The sequence below is a fragment of the Achromobacter seleniivolatilans genome, from assembly GCF_030864005.1.
Taxonomy (GTDB): domain Bacteria; phylum Pseudomonadota; class Gammaproteobacteria; order Burkholderiales; family Burkholderiaceae_B; genus Achromobacter; species Achromobacter seleniivolatilans.
In genome coordinates, this window is the sequence record NZ_CP132976.1 from 6,215,430 (window position 1) to 6,239,319 (window position 23,890).

General features: G+C 61.9%; 22 protein-coding genes. 4 read left to right on the forward strand and 18 right to left on the reverse strand.

Going from position 1 to position 23,890, the window contains the following annotated elements:
- Position 1: 1 nt before the first annotated feature.
- From RAS12_RS28055 to RAS12_RS28065, 3 genes are all read right to left on the reverse strand, one after another.
- On the reverse strand, positions 2 to 382 hold the full coding sequence (locus RAS12_RS28055; protein WP_306943568.1) for a hypothetical protein: 381 nt from the start codon (positions 380 to 382) through the stop codon (positions 2 to 4).
- Between the two features lie 162 nt (positions 383 to 544).
- Positions 545 to 784, reverse strand: a complete 240-nt coding sequence (locus RAS12_RS28060) for a DUF4148 domain-containing protein (RefSeq protein ID WP_371321227.1) — start codon at positions 782 to 784, stop codon at positions 545 to 547.
- A gap of 339 nt (positions 785 to 1,123) precedes the next feature.
- Complete coding sequence (locus tag RAS12_RS28065; protein WP_306943569.1) at positions 1,124 to 1,480, reverse strand: DUF4148 domain-containing protein; 357 nt, start codon at positions 1,478 to 1,480, stop codon at positions 1,124 to 1,126.
- 221 nt (positions 1,481 to 1,701) lie between these two features.
- On the opposite strand from RAS12_RS28065, the gene RAS12_RS28070 reads away from it, so the two are divergent.
- Positions 1,702 to 2,520 (forward strand): class I SAM-dependent methyltransferase, encoded by an 819-nt coding sequence (locus tag RAS12_RS28070; protein WP_306943570.1) that lies wholly within the window; start codon positions 1,702 to 1,704, stop codon positions 2,518 to 2,520.
- Here the strand turns inward: RAS12_RS28070 and RAS12_RS28075 are convergent.
- Positions 2,517 to 2,732, reverse strand: a complete 216-nt coding sequence (locus RAS12_RS28075; protein WP_306943571.1) for a SlyX family protein — start codon at positions 2,730 to 2,732, stop codon at positions 2,517 to 2,519. The genes RAS12_RS28070 and RAS12_RS28075 overlap by 4 nt on opposite strands.
- Before the next feature lie 221 nt (positions 2,733 to 2,953).
- Here RAS12_RS28075 and RAS12_RS28080 point away from each other — a divergent pair, with 221 nt between their 5' ends.
- Positions 2,954 to 5,005, forward strand: a complete 2,052-nt coding sequence (locus RAS12_RS28080; protein ID WP_306951660.1) for a TonB-dependent receptor domain-containing protein — start codon at positions 2,954 to 2,956, stop codon at positions 5,003 to 5,005.
- Between the two features lie 7 nt (positions 5,006 to 5,012).
- On the opposite strand, the gene RAS12_RS28085 is transcribed toward RAS12_RS28080, so the two are convergent.
- Complete coding sequence (locus RAS12_RS28085) at positions 5,013 to 5,642, reverse strand: nitrogen fixation protein NifQ (protein WP_306943572.1); 630 nt, start codon at positions 5,640 to 5,642, stop codon at positions 5,013 to 5,015.
- A gap of 213 nt (positions 5,643 to 5,855) precedes the next feature.
- On the opposite strand from RAS12_RS28085, the gene RAS12_RS28090 reads away from it, so the two are divergent.
- Together RAS12_RS28090 and RAS12_RS28095 are read left to right on the forward strand one after the other, a co-directional pair.
- Positions 5,856 to 8,357: an ankyrin repeat domain-containing protein gene (locus RAS12_RS28090; protein WP_306943573.1), complete on the forward strand. Its 2,502-nt coding sequence runs from the start codon at positions 5,856 to 5,858 to the stop codon at positions 8,355 to 8,357.
- A gap of 124 nt (positions 8,358 to 8,481) precedes the next feature.
- The gene (locus tag RAS12_RS28095) at positions 8,482 to 11,976 is read left to right on the forward strand and encodes an ankyrin repeat domain-containing protein (protein WP_306943574.1); all 3,495 of its coding nucleotides are present in this window, start codon (positions 8,482 to 8,484) and stop codon (positions 11,974 to 11,976) included.
- A gap of 60 nt (positions 11,977 to 12,036) precedes the next feature.
- Here the strand turns inward: RAS12_RS28095 and RAS12_RS28100 are convergent, their stop codons facing one another.
- The 13 genes from RAS12_RS28100 to RAS12_RS28160 form a co-directional block, all read right to left on the reverse strand.
- Complete coding sequence (locus RAS12_RS28100) at positions 12,037 to 12,471, reverse strand: DUF3995 domain-containing protein (RefSeq protein WP_306943575.1); 435 nt, start codon at positions 12,469 to 12,471, stop codon at positions 12,037 to 12,039.
- 146 nt (positions 12,472 to 12,617) lie between these two features.
- A complete protein-coding gene (cyoD, locus tag RAS12_RS28105) occupies positions 12,618 to 12,968 on the reverse strand; it encodes a cytochrome o ubiquinol oxidase subunit IV (protein ID WP_054422653.1) in 351 nt (116 codons plus the stop codon).
- Complete coding sequence (gene cyoC, locus RAS12_RS28110; protein WP_006222595.1) at positions 12,968 to 13,582, reverse strand: cytochrome o ubiquinol oxidase subunit III; 615 nt, start codon at positions 13,580 to 13,582, stop codon at positions 12,968 to 12,970. Before cyoC ends, cyoD begins: the two co-directional genes overlap by 1 nt.
- 3 nt (positions 13,583 to 13,585) lie before the next feature.
- Positions 13,586 to 15,562, reverse strand: coding sequence for a cytochrome o ubiquinol oxidase subunit I (cyoB, locus tag RAS12_RS28115; RefSeq protein ID WP_306943582.1), 1,977 nt, complete (start codon positions 15,560 to 15,562; stop codon positions 13,586 to 13,588).
- 2 nt (positions 15,563 to 15,564) lie between these two features.
- Entirely contained in the window at positions 15,565 to 16,473 is a 909-nt protein-coding gene (gene cyoA, locus RAS12_RS28120; RefSeq protein ID WP_306943584.1) for a ubiquinol oxidase subunit II, read from the reverse strand.
- Between the two features lie 258 nt (positions 16,474 to 16,731).
- The gene (locus RAS12_RS28125) at positions 16,732 to 17,283 is read right to left on the reverse strand and encodes a response regulator transcription factor (protein WP_006221322.1); all 552 of its coding nucleotides are present in this window, start codon (positions 17,281 to 17,283) and stop codon (positions 16,732 to 16,734) included.
- Between the two features lie 5 nt (positions 17,284 to 17,288).
- Complete coding sequence (locus tag RAS12_RS28130) at positions 17,289 to 18,491, reverse strand: ATP-binding protein (protein WP_306943591.1); 1,203 nt, start codon at positions 18,489 to 18,491, stop codon at positions 17,289 to 17,291.
- A gap of 245 nt (positions 18,492 to 18,736) precedes the next feature.
- Positions 18,737 to 19,096 (reverse strand): DUF4148 domain-containing protein, encoded by a 360-nt coding sequence (locus tag RAS12_RS28135; protein ID WP_306943592.1) that lies wholly within the window; start codon positions 19,094 to 19,096, stop codon positions 18,737 to 18,739.
- A 271-nt stretch (positions 19,097 to 19,367) separates the two neighbouring features.
- A complete protein-coding gene (locus RAS12_RS28140) occupies positions 19,368 to 19,865 on the reverse strand; it encodes a copper chaperone PCu(A)C (protein WP_306943594.1) in 498 nt (165 codons plus the stop codon).
- Positions 19,866 to 19,893: 28 nt separating this feature from the next.
- Positions 19,894 to 20,517 carry an SCO family protein gene (locus RAS12_RS28145; protein ID WP_306943595.1) on the reverse strand — a complete coding sequence of 208 codons (624 nt, stop codon included), beginning with the start codon at positions 20,515 to 20,517 and terminating at the stop codon, positions 19,894 to 19,896.
- Positions 20,518 to 20,578: 61 nt separating this feature from the next.
- Positions 20,579 to 21,016 carry a DUF2946 family protein gene (locus RAS12_RS28150; RefSeq protein ID WP_306943597.1) on the reverse strand — a complete coding sequence of 146 codons (438 nt, stop codon included), beginning with the start codon at positions 21,014 to 21,016 and terminating at the stop codon, positions 20,579 to 20,581.
- Between the two features lie 26 nt (positions 21,017 to 21,042).
- A complete protein-coding gene (locus RAS12_RS28155) occupies positions 21,043 to 22,590 on the reverse strand; it encodes an acyl-CoA-binding protein (RefSeq protein WP_306943598.1) in 1,548 nt (515 codons plus the stop codon).
- Positions 22,583 to 23,875, reverse strand: coding sequence for an MASE1 domain-containing protein (locus tag RAS12_RS28160; RefSeq protein ID WP_306943600.1), 1,293 nt, complete (start codon positions 23,873 to 23,875; stop codon positions 22,583 to 22,585). Before RAS12_RS28160 ends, RAS12_RS28155 begins: the two co-directional genes overlap by 8 nt.
- Positions 23,876 to 23,890 lie beyond the last annotated feature (15 nt).

The following is a 23,890-nucleotide window of genomic DNA, read 5'->3' on the forward strand; positions in this document are numbered from 1 at the left end:
TTTAGTTGCTGCTTGCCTTCCAGGTGCCGTCGGGCTGCTTGCAGAACCAGAACTTCCAGTTCTCGGTCGTGCTTGTGCGCGCAAAATCGGCGACCAGGAATCGGCAGACGCGATCGTCCTTGACCTTGGTGGTTTGCGTGGGCGTGAGCTGCACGGTGATAGGCGCGGCACGCTTGGGCTGAGTCTTGCTTGCCCAGTCGGTGCGCTGGCCATCGGCAGAACTATTCAGCGCTTGTGCCACGGCTTCATGAAATGAAGTGCGATCTCCCTTGGGGATCTGCGTGATAAGCGAGTTATTCAGCATTACGGGTGGCGCGGCAACTGCTGTTGCCGACATGCCACATGCGACGAGCATAGCGGCGAGAACGCGGGTGTATTTCAAGATGGGCTCCCTGTCTGATGAGTCAAGCTGTCATGCCTGATAGTGAGCCGATAGTACGCGAAACAGCCTCTTTTGCCACGAGCGGGGGCCGCGTCACCTCCAAAAAAAGGCCGCCCTGCATCAGGCGGCCCAAGCACGGCGTTCATTGGCGTCTGCGCCAGATCACATCGGGCGAGACGTACCCGTGTAGGGGGTGGCGTTAGGCTCTACGTTAGACACCTGGCCGGCAGCCTTCGCGGCGGCCAATTCGGCCTGCACCTGGGCACGCGTGGGACCCTCTGACTTGGTGCCATACACGCCCTTGAAGGGCACATTGTTCGGTTCGGTATTCGTCGAGGCGTGTGCAGTGGCAGCGCCCAGCGTGGCCAAGGACAAAATGACGGCGGTGGCAAAGGTCTTCATGATGAATCTCCGATTTCAATAGCCTGGGAGCGAATCCGGCGGCCTATCCGTCGACTTTCGTTGCGGTTTCCCGCAGGCTCAAACATGCGCAACGCAAAGGGTGGAACCAACCTTGGCAAGCGCTGACAGTTGCTGCTGATGAAGGGTCAAGCACTGTGGTCCTCCGGCTTCGGAGCGACGGGGCGTTGTGCCTTATCTAGACATACGGGCGAGGTCGGGCTCTGGATGCGCTATCGCGAAAAAAATGTGGCAAGTGATGGTGTCTCGCCCAAAAAAAGGCCGCCATATCAACGGCGGCCAAGGTACAACAAGGGGAGGGAGTAATCGTTGCGCGACGGCTTAGTTGCCGTGGTAGACGCCGGAGAACGGCATGTCGTTGGGTTCGACGTTGGACACCAGTCCGGCAGCCTTGGCGGTGGCTAGCTCGGCTTGTACGTCAGCGCGGGTCTTGCCAGATTGGGGGGCGCCATAAACGCCTTGGAACGGCACGTTGTTCGGTTCGACGTTGGTGACCAGGCCTGCGGCCTTGGCGGCGGCCAGTTCGGCTTGAACCTGGGCGCGGGTCGGGCCTTCATACTGGGTGCCGTAGACGCCTTGGAACGGTACGTTGTTGGGTTCGATGTTTTGCGATGCGTAGGCGCCGGCGCTGAGCGCGGCCAAGGACAACATCAAAGCGGTAGCGAGGGTCTTTTTCATGGTGAATCTCCGATTTCAAGAGCCTGGGGGCGAATCCGGCGGCCTATCCGTCGTGGTTCGTTGCTGTTTCCCGATGACTGAATGATGCGCCGTTTGAGGGTAGGGATAAACCCGTATATCGGTAAAAGATATTTCCATTAATGGGATGGTTGTTTAAAAATCAACCAATAGCATCCATAAATGGAAGTGATAGCGTTTTAGGCCTTGCCAGGGGAATCAGCATGGAAAAGGTTCATCTCACGCATGAAAAAGCCACCCTGCTGATTACGCTTTACGCCAAGGCCGAAGAAAGCCGGCTGCCGGATTCGCTGTTGCGGGATCACTACGCCGCTGATGCTGTTGCGCGCATTGATCACGATTTTTCCAAATTGGGCATGAATCGGGACGAGATGATCGGTCTGTCCATGCGTGCGTACACCTTGGACGCCTGGGTCCGTGAGTTCATTGCGGCGCATCGCGGCGCCACGGTGCTGCATCTGGGGTGCGGCCTGGACAGCCGCGTGTTCCGGGTCGACCCGCCGCCTGATGTCAGCTGGTTCGACGTGGACTATCCCGACGTGATCGAACTGCGGAAAAAGCTGTATCCGTCGCGCCCGGGTTATCAGTTGTTGGGTTCGCCGATTGCCAATCTGGCGTGGCTGGCCAAAATTCCGGCCGATAAGCCCACGCTGGTGGTGGCCGAAGGCTTGTTCCTATATTTGCAGGAAGATGAGGTGTTGCAGCTGCTGCGCGCCGTCACCACGCAATTTCCGTCCGGCGAGATTGCCTTCGATGCCTACAGCCGCTGGGGACTGGCGATGGTCAGGCGTAACCGCATGATCCGGCAGACTGGCGCCCTGACTCATTGGAGTCTGGGCAATCCGCAGGACCTGGAATCACAGGTTCCGGGTTTGAGGTTGCGCGCCGAACAATGGGTATATGAAGAGGGCGATGGCAAACAATGGGCCCGATTCACATGGCCTTCACGAATGCTGGTTTGGCTGATGCGCCGGGTGCCGCCGTTGCGGCGGCTGGGCCGTTTGCTGCGTTACCGCTATTAATAGTGGGGCGGCAGCTCGTCTCGCAAGCTGCGAAATGGAGCCGCGCCTTCAGGCGTCTGCTGACGCAGGTCCGCGACTTCGCGCTGTAGCCGGTCTATCTGCTGTTGCTGGCGGACGATGATCTGGTTGAGTTGCTCCAGCAGATCGTCTGCGAAGCTGGACTTGACCTCCAGTTCGAGCAGGCGGCGTTCAATGTCTTGCGATTTATCCATGGCCATTATTAGAACCCATGTCGGGACTGGCAGCTACGATAGCGCGCGCTTTCGCCGCGCAGCAATGATAATGGGGCCTGAATTCCCTGCGTCCGAGAATGTTCATCATGCAGACCTGCACGGAGCATGCCGCTTTCGCCGGCGTAACGGCTGATGATTGCGCGCCTGCGCTCAGGCGGCGCTTTGGGCTGGCTGTTCTACTGATCTGGCTGCTGCCCGCCATGACCGCGCAGGCGCAAGAAGCGGCGCCGGTATTGACCCCCGTTGTGGTGACAGGCACCCGTCTGGGCACGGCAGTGCTCGACACTCCTGCGTCGGTGGATGTGGTCGATGGCGTGGCCATGCGCCGGGGGCAGCCCCAAATCAATCTGTCCGAAGGGTTGGCGGGCGTGCCGGGTCTGCAAATTCAGAACCGTCAGAACTACGCCCAGGATCTGCAAATATCCAGCCGCGGATTTGGCGCGCGATCCACGTTCGGCGTGCGGGGCGTGCGCCTGTACGTGGATGGCATTCCGGCCACGATGCCAGACGGACAAGGCCAGACATCCAACATTGATATCGGTTCGATTGACCGCGTGGAAGTTTTGCGCGGCCCATTCTCGGCGCTGTACGGCAATTCATCGGGCGGCGTGATCCAGGTCTTTACGGAAGACGGCACGGCGCCGCCATTGTTGACGGCCAGTATGTGGGCAGGCAGCTATGGGACCTGGCGTTATGGCATGAAGGCCAGCGGTGCGAGCGGCACGGGCGTGGGCGAGTTGGATTATGTGGTGGATGCCACGCGCTTCACCACTGACGGTTATCGCGACCATAGCGCGGCGCGTAAAAACCTGGCTAATGCCAAGCTGGGCTTGCAACTGGACGATGCCAGCCGCTTGACCATCGTGGTCAATAGCGTGGATCTGAAGGCGCAGGACCCTTTGGGCCTGACGTATCAGCAGTTTCAGGACGACCCGCGCAGCGCGCCGCTGGCCGAGCAGTTCAACACCCGGAAGACGGTGCGGCAGACACAGGGGGGCGTCGTTTACGAACGCCACATCGACGGCCGCAATACCTTGCGCGTCATGGCGTACTACGGTCAGCGCGATACGACCCAATACCAGTCGATACCCCCGGCGGCGCAACTGGCGCCCACGCAGGCAGGCGGCGTCATCGATCTGAAGCGCCAATATGGCGGCGCCGATGTGCGCTGGACATCCGAGTTGGATGTGGCTGGCAGGCCGCTCACGCTGATCGGCGGTTTTGCCTACGATTCGATGCGAGAAGACCGCAAGGGTTATCAGAACTTCATTGGTACAGGCGCCAACCAGCAATTGGGTGTGCAAGGCGCGCTGCGGCGAGACGAGACCAACACGGTGTATAACGCCGACCCCTACCTGCAAGCGTCGTGGAATGCATCGGAGCGATGGACGGTAGATGCTGGCCTGCGCTACAGCACAGTCAGCTTCGATTCCCGCGATCATTATGTTGCGGCGGGCAATGGGGATGACAGCGGCGACGCCCGATATCGCAAGCTGCTGCCCGTGGCGGCGTTGCGTTATGCCGTGAATGCTGACGTCAGTCTCTACGCTTCGTATGGCCGCGGATTCGAGACGCCGACACTTAACGAAATCTCGTATCGGCCCGGTGGCTTGCCAGGCTTGAACTTCGGCCTGTCTCCATCACTGAGCACCAACCTTGAAGCGGGTGTAAAGGCGGCAATGGCGGGCGGCTTGCTGACTGCGGCGGTGTTTCACACCGGCACCGATGACGAGATTGTCTCAGCCGGCAGCACGGGCGGGCGCGCCAGTTTTCAGAACGCGGGCCGCACTCGGCGGGATGGCGTTGAATTGGGCTGGTCCAATGAGATCGCGCCGCACTGGCGCACGCAGTTCGCCTATACCTGGCTGAACGCGCGTTACGCGGATGACAGCACGGGCGATATCCGCGCTGGCAACAAGATCCCCGGCATTGCGCGTCAGGCGGTATTCGCGTCCCTGGCGTGGGCGCCGCCTGAAGGTTGGCAGGCTTCGGTGGAAGGCCGCTACTTGAGCAAGATTTATGTGAATGACGCCAATGATCAGGACGCGCCAGGCTACTTCGTGGCGGCGTTGAGCGCAGGCTACATAAAGAGGCTGGGCCCGTGGGAACTGAATGCGTACGCGCGAGTGGATAACCTGCTCGACAAACGCTATGCGGGATCGGTGATCGTCAATGAAAGCAACGGCCGCTACTTTGAGCCGGCCGCTGGCCGCAGCCTGGGGATGGGGTTGGGCGCTACCTACCGGTTCTAGCGCCGGGTCAGTCCGGCGTATCCGTATAGCAGACGCCGTAGTCTTCGCAGTTGGGACACCCGGGCGCGGCAGAGGGCGGCAGTCCGGCATGTTCGCACGCGGAATACGCCAGGAATTTCTTCCACCGCAAGTTGCGCACGTTGCGCATGACCAAGCCCGGATAGTGGCGAGCGAGCAGAAAGGTGACGTCCTCGCGGCCGGACAAGCCCAGGTCGCGCCACAGGTGGTCGGGCCGCAAACAGGCGTGTACCAGTACGCCCGTAACCCAGGGCGTGGTATCGGGTTCAGGCGCGCGGTAGGCGTCCAGCAGCACGCGCAGCAACAAGGTAAAGCCGGGTTGAGGATCGCCTCTGCCGCGCTGGGCATAGTCCGCATATTGCGTTTGCAGCATGGCAAGGCGCGGTTCCGTTGCTGTCAGCGCGCCAGGAAATAAATGGTCCAGCATCTGGTTGAGCTCTTCGGGGCACAAACCCGTGCGCGCCAAGTCTTGGTGGGCCAGGCTGGTGCCGATTACGGTCGCGAAAAAACCGGCGTCGGGATGGCTGGGCGGCGCGTGATGCAGCAGGGCGCGAGCAAACCGCTGGGCTGGCGGGGGAGCGTCGTCCAGGGCGGGGGAGGAGGTAAGCACGGCGTCCATGGGGTAGCGGCAGGCGGGAAGTGATTAAGCTGTTAATGAAATCGTTATATCGCGAAATATATAACGAAAGCCATCCGTGAATTCGATATTGTGGACAAAAGCGTCTCAGGACATACCCGGTATGGGCGGCGGGCGGGGGTTATGATCATCGTCCCTGATTTACCTGGCCTTAGTTTTCGCATGCCGCGCAGCTTTTTCCCCGCAGTGTCCCGAATGTCCGGCGCTATTTTGTTGGCACTAGCGAGTCTGGCGGCCGCGCCGCAAGCGGCGGTGGCGTCCGACATCGGCGAAGTTATCGAATCCATGCGGCTGTCGCGTTATCCGCTTCGAGAGCCTGAAAGGCGCGCATGGGGCACCGAGAACGTCAAGGACGCCGTGCTGGTTGGCCAGATGGAGAACCGGCTGTACCTGTATCGCTACGTGCGAGGCACGGGCAAGGAATTCCGTCTGGATTTCCGTTCGCAGCCGCTGGTGATCGACCCTGCAAAGTGGAAAGCATCACGTGCAGAAAACGTGTCCGTCAGGTCGCCGCGCGATACCGAGGTTTTCTACTGGGTGGGCTACACCTATAACGATGCGGACGACACGCGGGCCGACGGCTTCCTGGTGGATGCCGCCGGGGCAGCGTCTGCCGTCAATGCGGATGACAAGCTAGCTGTTGTTACCGCCAGCCGCCCTTGGGACGAAGCCAGCAAGGCGCAAGCTTTGGCCACGTTGCGGCAGGCGTTGACGAACTACCCCGGCCGGCTGAAGTCGTTTCCCGCCGAGGTGAGGTTTGAGCACCAGAGCCCGCTGGATGTCACGTCCACCTTCCGCACGCTGCACCAAGTGGCGCGCGCCATTCCGCGGGCCAAAACCGCTGAGTTCGCTCGTGCGTTGGCCGACCTGCGCCGCTTTGTCATGGAGCAGGATTATCGCGAGATCGATCCTACGGGCAAAGATCCCGAGATGCTGACGGCCTTGAACGACTACGGCTTCTGGCTGGCAGAGTCTGGCGACACCGTGCAGGCCGACCGCATTCTTACCGATGTGCTGCGGCGTGATCCCGCGCGCACGGCGGCCTATCTGAACCGGGCCGATGCTCGGTGGGCGCAGGCCCGGAAGGTCGGCGAAAAGCGCGGTGTACAAGAAGCTTTGGCGCGCGAGGACTACCGGCTGTATTGCACACGCCGCCTGAATGCAAAGGATGCGATCCCCGGCGCTATCTCCCAACGGATCAGCGCTGCGTTGAACGAAAAAGCGCTGACTGCGGACGCATGCCGGCCGCGGCTGGCGATCTTTAAAGCGATCCAGGCAGCCGACCTGAGCGCCGTGCGCGCTGAGCTGGCCGCAGGACAAGACCCCAATGGCGTCAACGAAAACGGCACGTCGGCATTGGCTGCGGCCGTGTCCGGCAAACAGCTGGATATCGTGCAGGCGCTGCTGGCGGCAGGCGCGCGCGCAGACGGGCCCAACAATGGCTACGTATTGCTGGCCAGTGCATTGCCGGACCCCAAAGACACGCGCCCGGCTGCCGAACGCTATGCGCTGGCGGATGCGCTGATCGCCGCTGGCGCGCCGCTGGACGCCGTCGACTACAACGGCACGCCGTTGCTGGTGCGGCGCACGTCGTACTACGCCGAAGATCAGGAAAGCTTGCGTTATCTGCTGGCGAAAGGCGCCAATCCGAACGCCCGCGAGAAGAACGGCCGGACAGCCTTGCATGCGGCCATGGGCACGCCCAAGAAGTTCTGGTTCGCCGAGTTGCTGCTGGCCAAGGGCGCGGATATCAATGCCGCATACATCCGCATGTATTACGGTAACCAAGCCATGTGGGAAACGCCGCTGCTGGAAGCGATGCGTGAATCCATCAGCGGCGAACTGACGCCAGTGGTCACGTATCCGATTCCTGAGCGCGTAACGTTTGCGTTGACCCATGGCGCGGATGCCGCGGTGGGCGGATACAGCACCAACAGAACCGCGCCCGAACGCAATGGCTTGAACGAAGCACTGGCGCTCGCTGCCCGCACGATGCAGCCCGAGTTGGTGGACCAATTGGCGCAAGCTGCCAAACCACCGCAGTTGCCGTTGACGCCGGAATCCTTGTCCAGCTTGCTGGGCGTGTGGAATCAAGTAGAGATCCGTTCCACCATCAAGCAGAACAGCGCGGAATGGGATGGCCAGCGCGCCAAGTTGCGTGCGACTGCCGGACGATTGCTGGCTGCCGGTGTGCCGCTGACCCGCGCAAATGACGCCACTGGTCTGGTCAACAGCAACATTGCGCCCCTTAGCTTGCCGTGGTTGCCAGATGACCTTTACCAGGAATGGCTGGAAAAGGGCGCAGATGCATCGGATCGTACGGACCCAAGCGTGCGTATCGACGGTGTGAACGACTCTGATGCCCTGCCGCTTGTGACCATGTTGCGTCTGGGCAAAGAAGGCAAGGCAAAGATGCTGCTGGAGCACGATGCTGGCCTATACCGCACGCCCTGGCGTTGCGGTATGGCGGTGGCCGATATGCTGGCCTGGCAATTGAGCAACAGCGGGCCGATCAGTCCGATGGGTGCGCGCGCCATTAAACAAGTGCTGGACGGCGCGGCGGGGGCGGCCAGTTGCGATCTCAGCCAGCGTTCTCGCGTGCAGCCTTTTGTCGGTATTTCCGCCAGTGAGCTTGCCCGGCGCGCGAATGTGACTTTGACGGTGACTGCGCCGGCGCAAGGAAATCAAGGCGGCTGATGTGATATGGTCGGCGGTCGCCCAGTGAGATAGCCGGCAGGCGTTTCATTGTTGCTCGCCGGGCCTTGATGCTGTCTGCCGTCGGATAGCGCAAAGGGCCCGGACTTGGGTGTAGGAGACCGTCGTGCGATTGTTCCGCGCGGCCGCGCTGGCCCTGATCTGCTTGTGTATTCTGCCCGGTGCAGCCGTTGCTGTTGAGACGAACCAGGCGGTGAGCCTGGGGGCGCAGAACCTCACAGCAGAGTTTCTGGCGCTGCATCGGACCGCGCGCAATATTCCCAGCGGCAGCAAGGCGAGGTTCGATGCGGCTTTCACCGCGCTGCGCGGTTTCGTCATGCAGCACGATTACCGCGCCATTGATCCCGGCAATGTGTCGCCCGCTGTGCTGACCGCACTGAACGATTACGGCTTTTGGCTGGCCAAGACGGGCGAGCTGTTGGAAGCCGAATCGGTGCTCAACGAGGTACTGCGCCGCAACCCTGAGCGCACTGTTGCCTATCTGAACCGCGCCGATGCGCGCTGGCGGCTCCGGGAGCGTAGCCGGTTCGGCAGCGGGGGGTACGATTTCCAAGTAGGGCTAATACGGCGATACAGCGTTCTGGCGCGCGAGGACTATCGCCTGTATTGTTCGCGGCGCTTGGCCTCGCAGCAAGCTATTCCCGTCGGTACCGCACGGCGCATCGGCGTAGTGCTGGATGAGCCGGTACTCAGCGCTGCCGCCTGCCAACCCAGATTGCCTTTGCTTGTGGCCGTTGGCGCAGGCAATCTGGACAAGGTGCGCGCGCTGCTTGCAGAAGGGCTGGACCCTGACACCATTGACGCAAACGGAAATTCTGCGTTGAATCTGGCGGTATACGCGCGGCGGCTCGACATGGTGCATGTCTTGTTGGCTGCGGGCGCGAAGGCAGATAGTTCTGCGCCGGGGACTCCGTTGCTGGAGGCCGCTATGCCTCGAACTGGTGAAAATCGACCCTACAAAGACGGGTATGCCATCGCCGATGCGTTGATCGCGGCAGGCGCCAACCCTCACGGGGATAAGCGCTTTCCATCGCCGCTGATATTCCGGCATATGGATGGCTTTATCGATAGGCAGACCTTGGAGTATCTGTTCTCCAAAGTGACGGATCTGAACTTGCGTGATGATCTGGGCCGAGGCCGCTCCTTGATGCACGCGGCTACCGAACATCCCAAAACATTGTGGTTGGCCGATGTGCTGTTGGAAAAGGGCGCGGATATCAACGCGACCTATCGCCCGTACTCGCAGGGCGAGGGCGTATCTTTTGAAACGCCGTTGCTGGCAGCGTTGCGCGCAGCGGCGAAATCCGCAGAGATTTCCAGGGCCAGCTACATTGAATCCGATGGGGGCATCTGGAACACCTACCCCATGAAACGCGTTGTGGATTTCCTGTTGATGCGCGGCGCCGATCCGTCCATTGGCGGGTCTGGCGACAACGGTTTGGATGATGCATTGGTCCTGGCCGTTCGTACGTTGAGGCCGCAACTGCTGGACCAGCTGGTTAAGGCGGCGAGCAATCGCCAAGCGCCATTGAACCACCGCGCGCTATCCAGCTTGTTGTCCTTCTGGAACAAGATGCAGGCGCGAGAGTATGACTATAAAGATGGCGGCAAGCGCAACGTCCAGATGTCGCGCTTGGCCGCGCTGACCGAGCACTTGCTGCGGCTGGGGGTCAGCCTGACCTACGTCGAGAATGCGACAAAAGAACCCTTCGTTGCGCCATTGAGTCTGCCCTGGTTGCCCGATGAACTCTACGGAAAGCTGTTGAAGGCTGGCGCGCATCCAGACGAGCGGTCGGCGTCATCCCTTCGGCTTTCGTGGGTAGATCCGGCGGACGCATACCCTTTGGTGAGCATGTTGCAGATGCAGCAGAACGCCAAGATCGAGATGCTGCTGGATCACAATACGGGCGCGTTTCGTGACCCGGCATCCTGCGGCCGCGCCGTTGCCGATAGTCTGGCTTGGCAACTCAGTATGGTGCGGCAACCGATCAGTCCTTTGGCAGGCCGGGCGATAAAGCATGTGCTGGATCGCGCTGAGCGCTCGGACGACTGCGATTTGAATGCCACATCGGTGCTGGGGGGATACCGAGGTATCAGCGCCAGCGAACTTTTGCGTCGAGCCAGCGTAACGCTCAAATCCAAGCCGGTGGGCGCGAAGGGGCAGATGCAGATTTTCATCGCGATCCAGGCGGGCGATGTGGAAGCGTTACGGGCGGAGTTGTCGAAGGGGCAGGACCCCAACGCAGTCAACGAAGACGGTGTTCTTGCGCTTAATCTGGCGGTAAGGCTGGATCAGCTCGATAGCGTGCGGGCGTTGCTGGCAGCGGGCGCAAATCCGAACGGCGGGAAGAACAGCGAACCTCCATTGGAACTGGCTTTACTGGCTTCGGCAGGTACAGGCAGTGCGAAGGGGCGCTATGCAATGGCCGATGCCTTGATCGCAGGAGGAGCGTCGGTGGATGCCGTGGATAAACGGGGAAATCCCCTGCTGCTATCGCTCCTGTTTAATGACATTGGGGCCGACGACAATCTGCGATATTTGCTTGCCAATGGCGCTGACCCCAATGCACAGGCGAGATTTGGCGAACCCGTTTTGCATGCCGTCATCCGCAGAAAAAAATTCGGGCTTGCCGAGTTACTGTTGACCAAGGGGGCGGACCCAAACGCGGCACACAGAGCAGGTCTCTACAAGAGTGAGCGGTTCTGGGACACGCCGCTGCTGTTGGCCTTGCGTGAGGGTAATAGGCCCGCACTTACGCCGAGGGCGGTTTACGAAATTCCAAAGCTGGTGACATTCCTGCTGACGCATGGCGCCGATCCCGCGGTCGGCGGCTACATCGGGCACGGCAAGCCGCTAGGCGAGGGACCCGCACGCGACGGTTTGAACGAGTCGCTGAGCCAAGCCGTAGGCTTCATGCAGCCGGAATTGTTGAGCGCGCTGGTGAATGCTGCGGTCAAACCGTACGAGCCATTGCGCCCCGACTCCTTGTCCACATTGTTGGCACGATGGAACAGGCTGGAAACGTTATCCGCCGTTGATGGGAACGGTTCGGCCTGGGACGGTCAGCGTGCCGCGCACAGGCAGATGGCATTGCAGCTGGTATCGCTTGGGGTGCCGTTGACCTGGAAGGACGATGACGCGGCTCGTGCGCAATATTCGATTGCGCCGTTGAGTCTGCCCTGGCTGCCTGATGATCTTTACCTGTCGTGGCTGCAACAAGGCGCCGACGTATCCGATCGCTCCTTCAACATAATTCGTATCGATCATGTCGACCAAAGCGACGCTTTGCCTTTGACCATCATGTTGCAGCAGGGGAAAACAGAGAAGGTTCGTATGCTGCTTGAATATGATGCAGGCCTTTATCGCACTCCAGAGCGTTGCGGGATGGCGGTAGCAGATATGCTGGCCTGGCTATTGGAACAGGACGGACCCGTTGGTCCGCTCGGCGCGCGAGCGTTGGTCCAGGTTCTGGAGCGAGCCGCTGTTGCCCCGGCATGCGATCTGGAGCAATGGGCGCGCATGTCGCCTCATCGTCATAGCTCTGCCCAGGCGTTGGCGCGGCAGGCCAATGTGAGGCTGGCGCCCGCTACGGCAAAGTAGGCGCATCAGGTCATGAAAGCGTTGAGACCAGCCGCAAACTGATACGTATAGGCAGGCGGATCAGCTGATGTATGCCGGCCAGCCGGCCGCCATTACACCCGCCGCCAGCAGCACACACAGGGGCGAATACACCCGCGTGTCCAATCGGGCGAAAGGTTCGTCGCCCAGGCGCTTGAAGAAACCCACATACCGGAAGTCGCCAATCGCCCGGCCCAGCAGGGCGAGCGCCACTGCGGCTCCTGCCCAGCGCAGCCAGGCTGGCGCTGCGCCGCCCGTGCCGAGCAAACCCGCGTTGACCGCCACCAGGGCGGCGAACGCCATCAATGCCAAGCCCACGACAAACGTACCCACTGCCGATGGCCGGAACAGGGGCTTGCCGTTCTTGATGGGCAGGGCCGCCTGATGGGCCAGCCTGCCTCCCAGCGCCCAATACATATGCCAAAGCGACAACACAACAAACACAGCGCTCGTCAATGCGGCAATGATGGCTTGCATGGTGACTCCGGAGAAGGGGGCGGAGTGATTGTGCCTGAAACCGTCATTGGCCGTTTGTGTCGACCGGATAGAAGGGGGGGCTGCGGGCTGACAAAAAAACAGGCGCCCGAGGGCGCCTGCGATGAAGCATCAACGGCAAGCCGTTCTTACATGGCGTGGCCCATGTTGACGTTCATGTTGTACAGCACCCATGCCGAACCGCCGACGATGATGGCGATGATCAGCACGGTGAAGACGAACGCGGCCAGATTGTCGCGTGCCGACTTCGAGGCGCCCATGTGCAGGAAGTACACCAGTTGCACCAGCAACTGGAGCACGCACAAAGCGACCACGCCGACGATGGTGATGGTGTGGGACAGTGCACCGTGCATCACCAGGCCGAACGAGCCGAAGGTGAGCAGCAGCGAGAGCACGAAACCGATGATGTAGGACTTCAGGCTGCCGTGGTCGGCGGCGTGATCGTCGTGGCCGTGTGCGGCCGCAGCGGAGTGCGACATCAGATGGCTCCCATAAGATAGACGAAGGTAAAGACGCAGATCCAGACGATGTCCAGGAAGTGCCAGAACAGGCTCAGGCACGCCAGACGACGCTTGTTGATCGAGTCCAGGCCATGGCGGCGGATCATGTCCAGCAGCACGATGATCCAGATCAGGCCGAAGGTGACGTGCAGGCCGTGCGTGCCGATCAGCGTGAAGAACGCGGACAGGTATGCACTGCGGCCCGGACCGGCGCCTTCAGTGATCAGGTGATGGAATTCCCAGACTTCCATCGCGATAAAGCCCGCGCCGAACAGGAACGTGACCATCAACCAGCCCATTGCGCGGGACTTGTTGTTGGCGTGGACGTTCAGGTTGGCCATGCCGAACGTGAAGCTGGAGAACAACAGCAACAGCGTTTCGACCAGCACGAACTTCAGATCGAACAGTTCTTTGCCCGTCGGGCCGCCCGCGGTGGCGTTGGACAACACCGCGAACGTGGCGAACAGCACCGAAAAGATCAGCAAGTCGCTCATCAGATAGACCCAGAAACCGAAAACGGTTTTGGATCCATCGTCGTGATGCGCGTGATCGTCGTGACCCGCGTGGGGGTGAGTGGCTACGGCTTGAATCATGGCTCAGGCGGCCTTTTGCATTTTGTCAAAGTGAGCGTTTTCGATACGTTCGACTTCCGCGGCCGGGACCCAGTAGTCGACGTCGCGGTCATAGGCGCGAGCAATGAACGAACCGATCATGCCAACGAAACCGACGATGGCCAGCCACCAGATGTGCCAGATCAAGGCAAAGCACATGACCAGGCCAAAGGCGCCGATATACACGCCCGCACCGGTGTTACGCGGCATGTGGATGTCTTCGTACTTGGCGGGGCGCTTGTAGGCCTTGCCGCTTTGCTTGTCTTCCCAGAACTGGTCCAGTTCATCAACGTGAGGAACGTGGGCGAAGTTGTAGAAAGGAGCGGGCGACGAAATCGACCATTCCAGGGTGCGGCCATCCCAAGGATCGCCAGTGACGTCCTGGTTTTGCTTGCGCTGGCGAACCGACACGAACACTTGTTGCAGCAGGAACCAGATACCCAGCATGATCAGCGCGGCGCCAGCCAGTGCGACCAGCAGGTACGGTTGCCATTCGGGGTTGTCGTAGTGGTTCAGACGACGCGTCATGCCCTTGAAGCCCAGGATGTACAGGGGCATGAAGGCCATGAAGAAACCAACGAACCAGCAGTAGAACGAGTAGCGGCCCAGACGCTCATTCAGCGTGAAGCCGAAAGCCTTGGGGAACCAGTACGTCATGCCAGCGATACAACCGAACACCACGCCACCGATGATGGTGTTGTGGAAGTGGGCGATCAGGAACAAGCTGTTGTGCAGCACGAAGGACACGCCGGGGATGGCCAGCATCACGCCGGTCATGCCGCCGATAACGAAGACGATCATGAAGCCCAGCGTCCACAGCACCGGCGTCGTGATGCGCAGGCGGCCGCGGTAGATGGTGAACAGCCAGTTGAAGATCTTGGCCCCGGTCGGGATCGAGATAATCATTGTCGCTATGCCGAAGAAGGCATTGACGTTGGCTCCCGCACCCATGGTGAAGAAGTGATGCAGCCAGACCAGGAACGACAGCACGCCAATGGCGGCCGTGGCGTAAACCATGGACTTGTAGCCAAACAGGGTCTTGCGGGCAAAAGTGGCAACCACTTCGGAATACACGCCAAACGCCGGCAGCACCAGAATGTAGACCTCGGGGTGGCCCCAGATCCAGATCAGGTTCACGTACATCATGACGTTGCCGCCCATGTCGTTCGTGAAGAAGTGCGTGCCCAGGTAGCGGTCCATGGTCAGCAGCGCAAGCGTTGCGGCCAGAACAGGGAAGGCGGCAACGATCAGCACGTTGGTGACCAGCGAGGTCCACGTGAAAATCGGCATCTTCATCAGGCTCATGCCCGGTGCGCGCATGCGCAGGATGGTCACGATGAAGTTGATACCGCTAAGTGTTGTTCCCAACCCGGATATCTGCAGCGCCCAGATGTAGTAGTCCACCCCGACGCTTGGGCTGTAATCAAGCCCGGACAGCGGCGGATAGGCCAGCCAGCCGGTCGCGGCGAATTCGCCCACGAACAGCGAGACCATCATCAGGACGACGCCAGCGCCGAACAACCAGAAGCTCAGCGAGTTCAGGAACGGGTAGGCCACGTCGCGGGCGCCGATTTGCAGCGGCACCACGATGTTCATCAGCCCGGTAATGAAGGGCATCGCCATGAAGAAAATCATGATGACGCCGTGGGCGGTGAAAATCTGGTCGTAGTGGTGCGGTGGCAGGAACCCGGCGGAGTCCGCCGACGCCACAGCCAGTTGGGTACGCATCATGATGGCGTCGGCAAAGCCGCGCAGCAGCATGATCAGGGCGACGATGATGTACATCACGCCAATGCGCTTGTGGTCGACCGAGGTCAGCCATTCCGTCCAAAGGTACTTCCACTTACCGAAGTAAGTGACCGCGCCGAAGACCGCTAGGCCTCCCAGGCACACGGCGGCCAGCGTAATCATGACGATAGGTTCATGATACGGAATGGCCTCGAGGGTGAGTTTCCCGAGCATTGTTAGTTAATTCCTGCGATCAGATTGTTCGACGTGGGAGTGCACGTGGAGGAGTCCACGCCGGCCATCTTGGACATGGTGCTGCCCAGGATGAAATCAAACATGGCGGGAGGCGCCGACGAGTACTTGGCGACCGGGTTGCGCTCGCTGCGCTTGGTCAGCTCTGCGTAGGTCTCGGGGGTCAGCGCCGTGGGGGAAGCCTTGGCTTCCTTGATCCAGTTGTCGAACCCTTCTTGCGTCGTTGCGATGGCCTTGAAGCGCATGCCGGAGAAGCCAGCGCCGCTGTAGTTGGCCGAGATGCCCGCATAGGTGCCGGCTTCCGTCGCATTCAGGTGCAACTTCGTTTCCATGCCAGCCATCGAGTAGATCTGGCTACCCAATTGCGGAATGAAGAACGAGTTCATGACCGATGCCGACGTGATCCGGAAGTTGACCGGAACGTCCACGGGGAACGCGATCTCGTTGACCGTTGCGATGTCGTATTCGGGATAGATGAACAGCCACTTCCAATCCAGCGAAACCACCTCGATGGTGACCGGCTTGTGTTCGGAAACGAGCGGCTTGTAGGGGTCCAGCGCGTGCGTGGAGCGCCAGGTGATCACGGCAAGAATCGCCACGATGATACAAGGAACGGTCCAGACCACGACTTCGATTGCCGTAGAGTGGGCCCACTTGGGCTGGTAGTCAGCTTTGGTATTGGATGCGCGGTATTTCCACGCAAATGCCACGATCATGAACAGTACTGGAATCACAACGATGAGCATCAGCCCCGTCGCCGTGAACAGCAAAGTCTTTTCCTGGGCGCCAATATCTCCCTTGGGAGAGAGAATTTCCATGTTGCAGCCGCCAAGCAGCATGACCGCGCCGACGCCAAAAATGCGCGTTAGGGTCGCAAGGAGGGGGTGTTTCACGTACAGCCTTGGATGGATGGTTGGAAATGCTGCAAAGCAGCAGACTGGAATGCTGCTAGGCAGCAACGTCCATCCTATCGGCTTGATATTGGTCAAGCATGCGACGAAAGGTCGCATTGCCTGGAAGGAATCAGCCCCCAGTGGAGCAGATTCAGGGTTTTCCTAGGGGAGCAGATGCCCCGGGGAAGAGATCAGGGGTGCGACGATATGTCGCACCCGCACATGGGGTGTTGTAAAGATGTGTCGCACCCGCACAAATCAATCGACAAGCACTTCGCGTTCCGGCCCCGGTTTTTTTGCCAGCTTGCGCTGCAAAGAGCGCCGGTGCATGCCCAACAGGCGTGCCGCCGCGGAAACATTGCCGCCAGTCTCGTGCAGAGCCTGGTGAATGTGCTCCCATTCTAGGCGGTGCAACGGCGTCATGGTCGTTTCGATGGTAACGGATTCTGGCTTGACCAAGCCGAGAGTGCGCAGGATCATCGGCGCGGTCGCGGGTTTGGGCAGATAGTCGTCTGCGCCCCGCTTGATGGCCTCGACGGCGGTGGCCACGCTGGCATACCCGGTCACCAGCAGAATCCGCATGTCAGCACGCAGGGCGCGCAGGGGACGGATCAAGGTCAGCCCGGAGTCCTCGCCCAGCCGCAGGTCCACCAGCGCAAAGGCAGGGCGGATTTCTTCGGCGACACGCAAGGCTTCGGCGATGCCCGTGGCGGTTCGGGTTTCCAGGCCACGGCGCGACAGGCTGCGCTGCAAGGTGCGCACATACAGTTCGTCGTCGTCGATCAACAGGCCAAGGTCGGTAGGATTCATCACATTCAAGTTCCGGGGGTGCCCAGGGGCAGGTAGAAGCGGATGCGGGTGCCTCCCCCAACGGCGGCAGTCATGGTCATTTCGCCTCCTAGTTGTTCAACCGTGGCGTGCGACAGGGCCAGGCCTACGCCCAGTCCTCCCGGTTTGCCACTATTGAACAGGCTGGTCACGGGGAGCAGGGTCTGGTCGGGGTCAAAGCCCCGCCCGTAGTCCCGGACTTCGCCGCGCAAGGCGCCATAGCCATATTCCAGATGCAGGTCCACGCGGGGGGCCTCGGCAGCTTCGCCGGCGTCCGCCGCGTTATTCAATAGTGCTTGCAGTAAATGGGCGATGGCTGGATCGACCCGCAGGCTGGTCGGCAGCGTGCCCGAGCGTTGCAGGTCTATCGTGGGCCGGATCAGGCGCCATTGCCCCACCACGCGTACCAGATCCACTGCCGTTGGGACCGCCAGATTGCGGATGCGTTCCCGGCACAGCGCCAGCAATTGCACCAGCGTGGCGACGTCCTCGCGCAGGTCGTCGTCCTTGACCTCGGCGGCGATCTCGTCGGTGAGCAGGGTCATGGTGGCCAGCGGGGTATTCAGTTCATGGGCCATCGCCGCCGCGTGGGTCGCAAGGGCGACGATGCCTTCGTTGCGGGTGAAGCGTTCGCGCAGGCGGGCCAGTTCGCGTTCGCGGGCGCGCAAGTCGGAGGCCAGGCGGGTGGAAAACACCAGCACGACCACGACCGAAATCAGGAAGTTGGCGCCCAGGCCCCACAACAGCAGGGAATGAGTGTCCACGTCGCCTTGCAGCGGATGCCCGAAAATGGCGGCCGCGGCATAGCCGGAAATGCCCGCCACGGCTGCTGCCAGGGCCCAGTTGCGCGGCAGCGCCAGCGCCGCCAGCGCGGTCAGGATCAGGAACATCATGCCGAACGGATTGCTGATGCCGCCGCTCCAGCCCACCATCCAGGCAAGCACCGCCATATCCACGAACAAGTGGCCGAAGGCGGTCGCGTGGGATAAGTCGCGGCTGCGGCGCAGGCGCAGGCTGGCGTAGGTGTTGAATCCGATCAGCACGCCGACGCCAATCCACAATGGCTCAAGCGGCAAGGCAAGGCCCAGCACGCTGCTGGCGAGCAGGATGGTGGCGGCTTGGCCTGCTATGGCAAGCCAGCGCAGGCTGCAAAGGGTACGCAGGAATGAAAAGGCGGAACTACCGGGCATATCCAGACACAGAGTTGCCGGCGGGCCCGCCGGCGGGTCAAGCGCCCGGCGGCGCGGAACGCAGGCATCCGAGGCGCGGCGGGAGACGCCGGCTGCGTCAGGCCCGGTCAGGCGCTGACTACGAATGTGCGGTCATTGTATGGTGATTCCAGACCACCCGCTGACACAAGGGATAAGAGTGCGTCCCTAATAATTACCGGCGCCGGTGGTACTTACCGGGCCGGTTTTGCGCTGCGTCCATGCAATCAATGGATATCAGACATGCCGCTGTGGGCCATGGCGGGGGGCGGGTAGTCTTCTTGATCAGACGCCATCTGGCCTTGGGCTTCGGCTTGTTGCAGCTCCTGCTGCACCTGGGCGCGGGATTCGGACTGGTTGGAGGCGATGGGGGGCGGATAGTCTTCCTGGCCGAAGGTGTACTGGCCATTGGCTTTGGCCTGCGCCAATTCTGCGGCGACCTGGGCGGACGTTTCCGAGGTTGGCGCGGGGTAGGTGACGCGCCAGTCTCCATACAGATCACGCTTGTATTGCGTGGTTTGGGCTTGAGCGGCCCCGGTTGCGGCTAGGCCGGCGCAAAGCAGTAAGGTCGTGGTGAGGGTCTTCATGAAACGCTCCTGGCAATTAAAGCCTGCGGCCCAAACGGGGCCGCGCCGTCGTTCGCGATGCGGCGTGCGGACGATTTCCTGGATGCGGGTATACATGGCCAGAAGCGCAAAACGGCACGCATCCGGTCTTTTCAATTCGACCGGAGACGTGCCGTGGTGTTGCAGGGAAATTGGATTGGGAGCGATAAAGGTATTTCAGGCTTGAAGCAGAGGTGTCATTCGGCTGTCAAAGGGACACGTTCTGTTCAAGGCCGCCCGATCTGATTCCCGGCTACTTCTTATGGGCATGGTCTGCGGCGGGCGCCGCCGAGGCATTTAGCGGGCGCGCGATGGCGTCGACGGGCACGCGGCGCTGTTGCTGCTTGGCGTCTTCGACCACCAGCGTCAGCGCGATGTGATCGCCCGGCGTGATTTGACGGGCCAGGTCAATCAGCATGACGTGGTAGCCGCCGGGTTTGAGTTCGACCGCCTGGCCGGCGGGCAGGTCAATGCCCGGAACTTGCCGCATCTTCATGACGTTGTCCTGCATCGCCATCTCGTGAACTTCCACATGCTTGGCCGCGTCCGATTCCACGGCGACCAGACGGCCCGCTGCGGACGAGGTCAGGCGCATGAAAACGCCGGTGGCGTGCTGGTTGGGCACGGTGGCGCGCACCCAGGGTTCGTCGATTTTCAGCGTTGCGTCCTGCGCCACCGCAGCTTGGTTGAACAGCGCCAGTGCGCACACCGCGAAAGCGGCGGCCAGGGGCTTGATCGAAATCTTTTTCATCTTGGTGTCCTATGCGTGAATGGGGCAATCAAAGCAGCGTGCGCAGGTCTTGTGCGCATTCTTCGGCAGTCTGTTGATGGCGGAGCGCCGCGCGCAACGTGCCTTTGGCATCGATCAGATAGGTCAGCGCGGTGTGGTCCATGGTGTAGGACGAGCCGGTGGGGACCTTTTGATAGAACACCTTGAAGGACTGCGCGGCGGCGCGGGTTTGCTCTGCGGTTCCGCGCAGGCCGATAAAACCCGGGTCGAAGGCTTGCGTGTAGGCGCGCAGGATCTCGGGCGTATCGCGCTCGGGGTCCACAGTGATGAACAAAATTCGCAATTTGTCGGCGTCTGCGCCTAGTAAGCCCTTGATTTCAATGGCGCGGGTCAGCGCAGTCGGGCAGATATCCGGGCATTGTGTAAAGCCAAAAAACAGCATCACGGGATGGCCGCGGTAATCCGCCAGACGGCGTTCCTGGCCGCTGGTATCTTGCAGTTGGAAGTCACCCGTGGGCATGCCGGACAGGTCCATGCCGTGCAGTTTTGGGGCATCGGGGCCGCAGCCGGTCAGGGCTAGCAGGGCCAGAGAAGACAGCAGCAGGCGGCGCCGTGGGTCCGGCGCATGGTCGTGCGCCGCGCCAGCAGGCGCGTGCAGAAAGGGGGAGTGCATGTGAACCTCGCAGGTTGACGAGTCGGCTGGGCGCGCGGTCAAGCCGCGCGGTTGAGCGGAGTCAGACCTGAGGGGGCGGGGCGCGTGAGCCGAGTGGCGGGCCTTGGGCCGCCAATGCGGGCAGGGCGCGATAGGCCGGTGGCGGCAGCGTGTACCGGACAGCCGTCAACACGATGGGCGCGGACGGGGCGGTGGGGGCGGGCGCAACATGCGCCAGTAGCCCGAACGGGCATTGCGCGCCCGTTTCGGCCGCGCCATGTATGGGTTTACCGGTGCTTTCGCTTGCGCCGTTCTGGGCCAGCGCCACGCTCAAGGCGGTCAGGCCGCCGGCCGCGGAACAGAACGTGACTTCCAGCCTGCCATTTTGCAGCGCACGGGCATCGGGCATGTAACCCGCGGGCACCAATGCGCGTAAGGTCAGCGCCAGAATCGCCAGCCACAACACGCCCTGCGCGCGCGCGGCGCTTCCAGAGTGCAGGAGGCGTTTCAGGGAAAGCATGGCGGCATTCTAGACCAGCGCGTGCGTCAGGCCCCTGTGTCCAGACGTCGCACCAGTGCAATGTAGCGGCGTTGCGCCTGGTCGGCGGGCAGCCCCGCCAAGAGGCGCCAGGCCGCGTGGCGCACCTGTTCGCCCGGTTCGGCGCCAGCGGCAGGCGCAGGAGGGGCGTCGCCGTGGCGGGCCTGCCGTTCGTAGGCCGTCAGGCGGATCGCCAATGCGGCGGAAGGCGGCTGTGGCAGCGAACGTAGCTCGATGGTGGCCGCCTCGAATGCGTCAGGCAGCGCATCCGCATTGATAGCCAGGGTGGCAGCATCTATGGCGTCGCCCTCGGGCTCGTGGCCGCTGGCGGCGGCCAACCGGCGCCACAATGCGTCTTCCCGTTGTGGCTCGTCAGAGGTCGCGGTGACTTGGGTGATGGCGTTGTTGCGCAGCCGCAGCGTGTGGGTGGACGTACCCTGATACAGGCTGGGTCCGTCTTGCACCTGGAAGCGCAACGGTAACGCGATCGAGCGGCCCGCCAGCGCGGGTTGTCCCACGGCGTTGACCGCAAAGGTATTGCGTGAAAAGTCCATCAGGCGCGAGAACAGTTCAATCAGCGCGCCGCGCCCCTCGTATACGCCGCAAATCGGGTTGTCGCCTTCTTCACGCCAGACCACATCTTCAGCGAACAAGGGAAACAGCGTTTCGAATTCCCCGGCCAGCAGCGAGGTCCGGTAGGCGCCCAGGATGCGTTCGATATCCGCCGCGCCCATTGGGGCGCCCCGAGCTGCGGCGCGCGGGGACTGGGCGGAGGCCGGGTCCCGGTCCATGAATTGCAGGATATTGGCGGCGACGCGGTCACGGTCATTGTCGACGCAGATCATGTGATAGCTGTTGTCCAGCAGCTCCATCTGGCTGTCTGCGATGCCGGCATGCAGAAAGCGCGCCGAACGCACTGACGTGAGTTCGTCTTCGTGGGCGTGCACGATCAGCGTGGGGCAGGTGATGCCGTCCAGCCCCTGTTTGACGGCGCGGCGCAGACGATCGACCTCGCGCACACAGGCCAGCGGCACCCAGCGGTAGTGAAAGTTGTCGCCCCGTTCGAATTTGGCCTTGACGATAGACCGGACCAGCTCGTTCTTGATGCCGTAGGGCTCTTCTTCTTCGACGCGCATGCGCGCCGCCAGACCGGGGATGCGGTAGACCAATTGGCGCAGGCCCCGATACCAAGGCGTGCTCCAGCCATCAATGTAGACAGGCGCGGCCAGCGAGACCAGCTTGCCTTGTCGATGTCCGACCCGTTTGCAAAGCTCCACCGCCAACAGCGCGCCCAGGCACATGCCCATGACGTGCAGGGTCTCGTGGCGGGCGGCCACTTCGTGATATTTCCGGGTGACGGCATCCAGCCAGTCTTCCATGCGTACCGGCAGCAGGTCCTCGGGCGTCGTGCCATGGCCCGGCAAGGTCAGACTGTGCGTCTCGATCCCTGCGCGTTTCAGGATCTTGTGCATGGACCCCAGGTCGTACTCGGTGCCGCCCAGCCCGTGAATAAGCAGCGCGCCGGTGCTGGGAGGGTCGGCGCGGCTGTCACGCATGGGCGGACTCATGCTCGATTTCACCCAGCCGCCACATGCCGGCCACAACGGCAACGCTGCCATCGAAATCGGCCAGCGGCGAACCCCGGTCGCTCACCAGCCGCCAGCCGCCCGACGAGTGGGCCACGCGGAACAGCAACGGCGTGCGGTCCTGCGCGCCCGCACGGCGCGCCGCCCAATGCAGGGACAGGCGGGCGCGGTCGTCGGGGTGGGCATGCGCCAGCAGCGAGTCCAGGTCAGTGATGGCGCCAGCGGCGATGCCGAACGCTTCTTGCAGGTCGCCCGCCAGTTCCAGCGACCCGTCGTAGGGGTTGTAGCGGTACATCAGCTGGTGACTGCCAGCCAAAGCCAGATCGAAACGGCCGCGCCATTGATCGGCGGTTTCTAGCGCCTGCGCGCGGGCGCCGCGCAAGGTATTGACCAGCAACAGCAGCAGCGCCGTCACCACCAGATAGACCTGGGTAGCCAGCAGCACGTGCCAGGGGTCTGAGGCTTCGACAAAGGGTCCTTCGCCCTGCGCGCTTTGATAGAGGGCCATCAACATCAGCGTCACCATGGCGAGCGTGCCGCCAGGCGTTCCCCAGACCAGCGCGATCAGCACCGCGAACACCAGTGGAAGATACGTCAGCTCGAAGGACACGACATACGGCAGGTTCTGGATCATGTCGCCATCAAAGGTCATAAAGGTCGACACAATCATCAGCACATAGGCGACCGCGCCCAGCAGCAGGTCCCGCATGCCGGGGCCGCCGGAGCGGCGCGGACGGAATTGCGCCCAGCCGGTCAGGGCTGGGGCCAGGATCAGTACGCCCGCCAGATAGGCCGACACCCAGGTGCGCAGCCGGAATACCGCGTTGGGCTCTTGCGCCAGCCACAGCCAGCCGCCGCCCACAATCGCGCTGCTGGCGGCCCCCACCACCGCCCCGGCCAGCAACGCCGCCACAAAGCCCAGGCCTTCGGGGCGCGGCGACAGCCGCTGTACCGTCCAGGCCGCCAGCAGTGACGACAGGCTGCCGGTGACGGCCAGGAAGATTGCCGTCAGGGGCTGGCCGCGCCACAAGAGGGTCAGGATCAGTTGGGCGCAGAAAAACCCCAACAACATCAAGGGCCAATTACGGCGTGCCGAAAGCAGATAAGCGCCCACCGCGACGCCTGGCGGAAGCCAGACGAACAGGGCGTGGCTGACAGGGTCGTTCAGCAAATGGGAGAACACGCCGCAAAGCAGATAGGGAATGGCCCATAGCAGGCAAAGCGGATTTCTGTTCGGCGTGCCGGTCGTGGCCATATTGGTCCTTGCAAA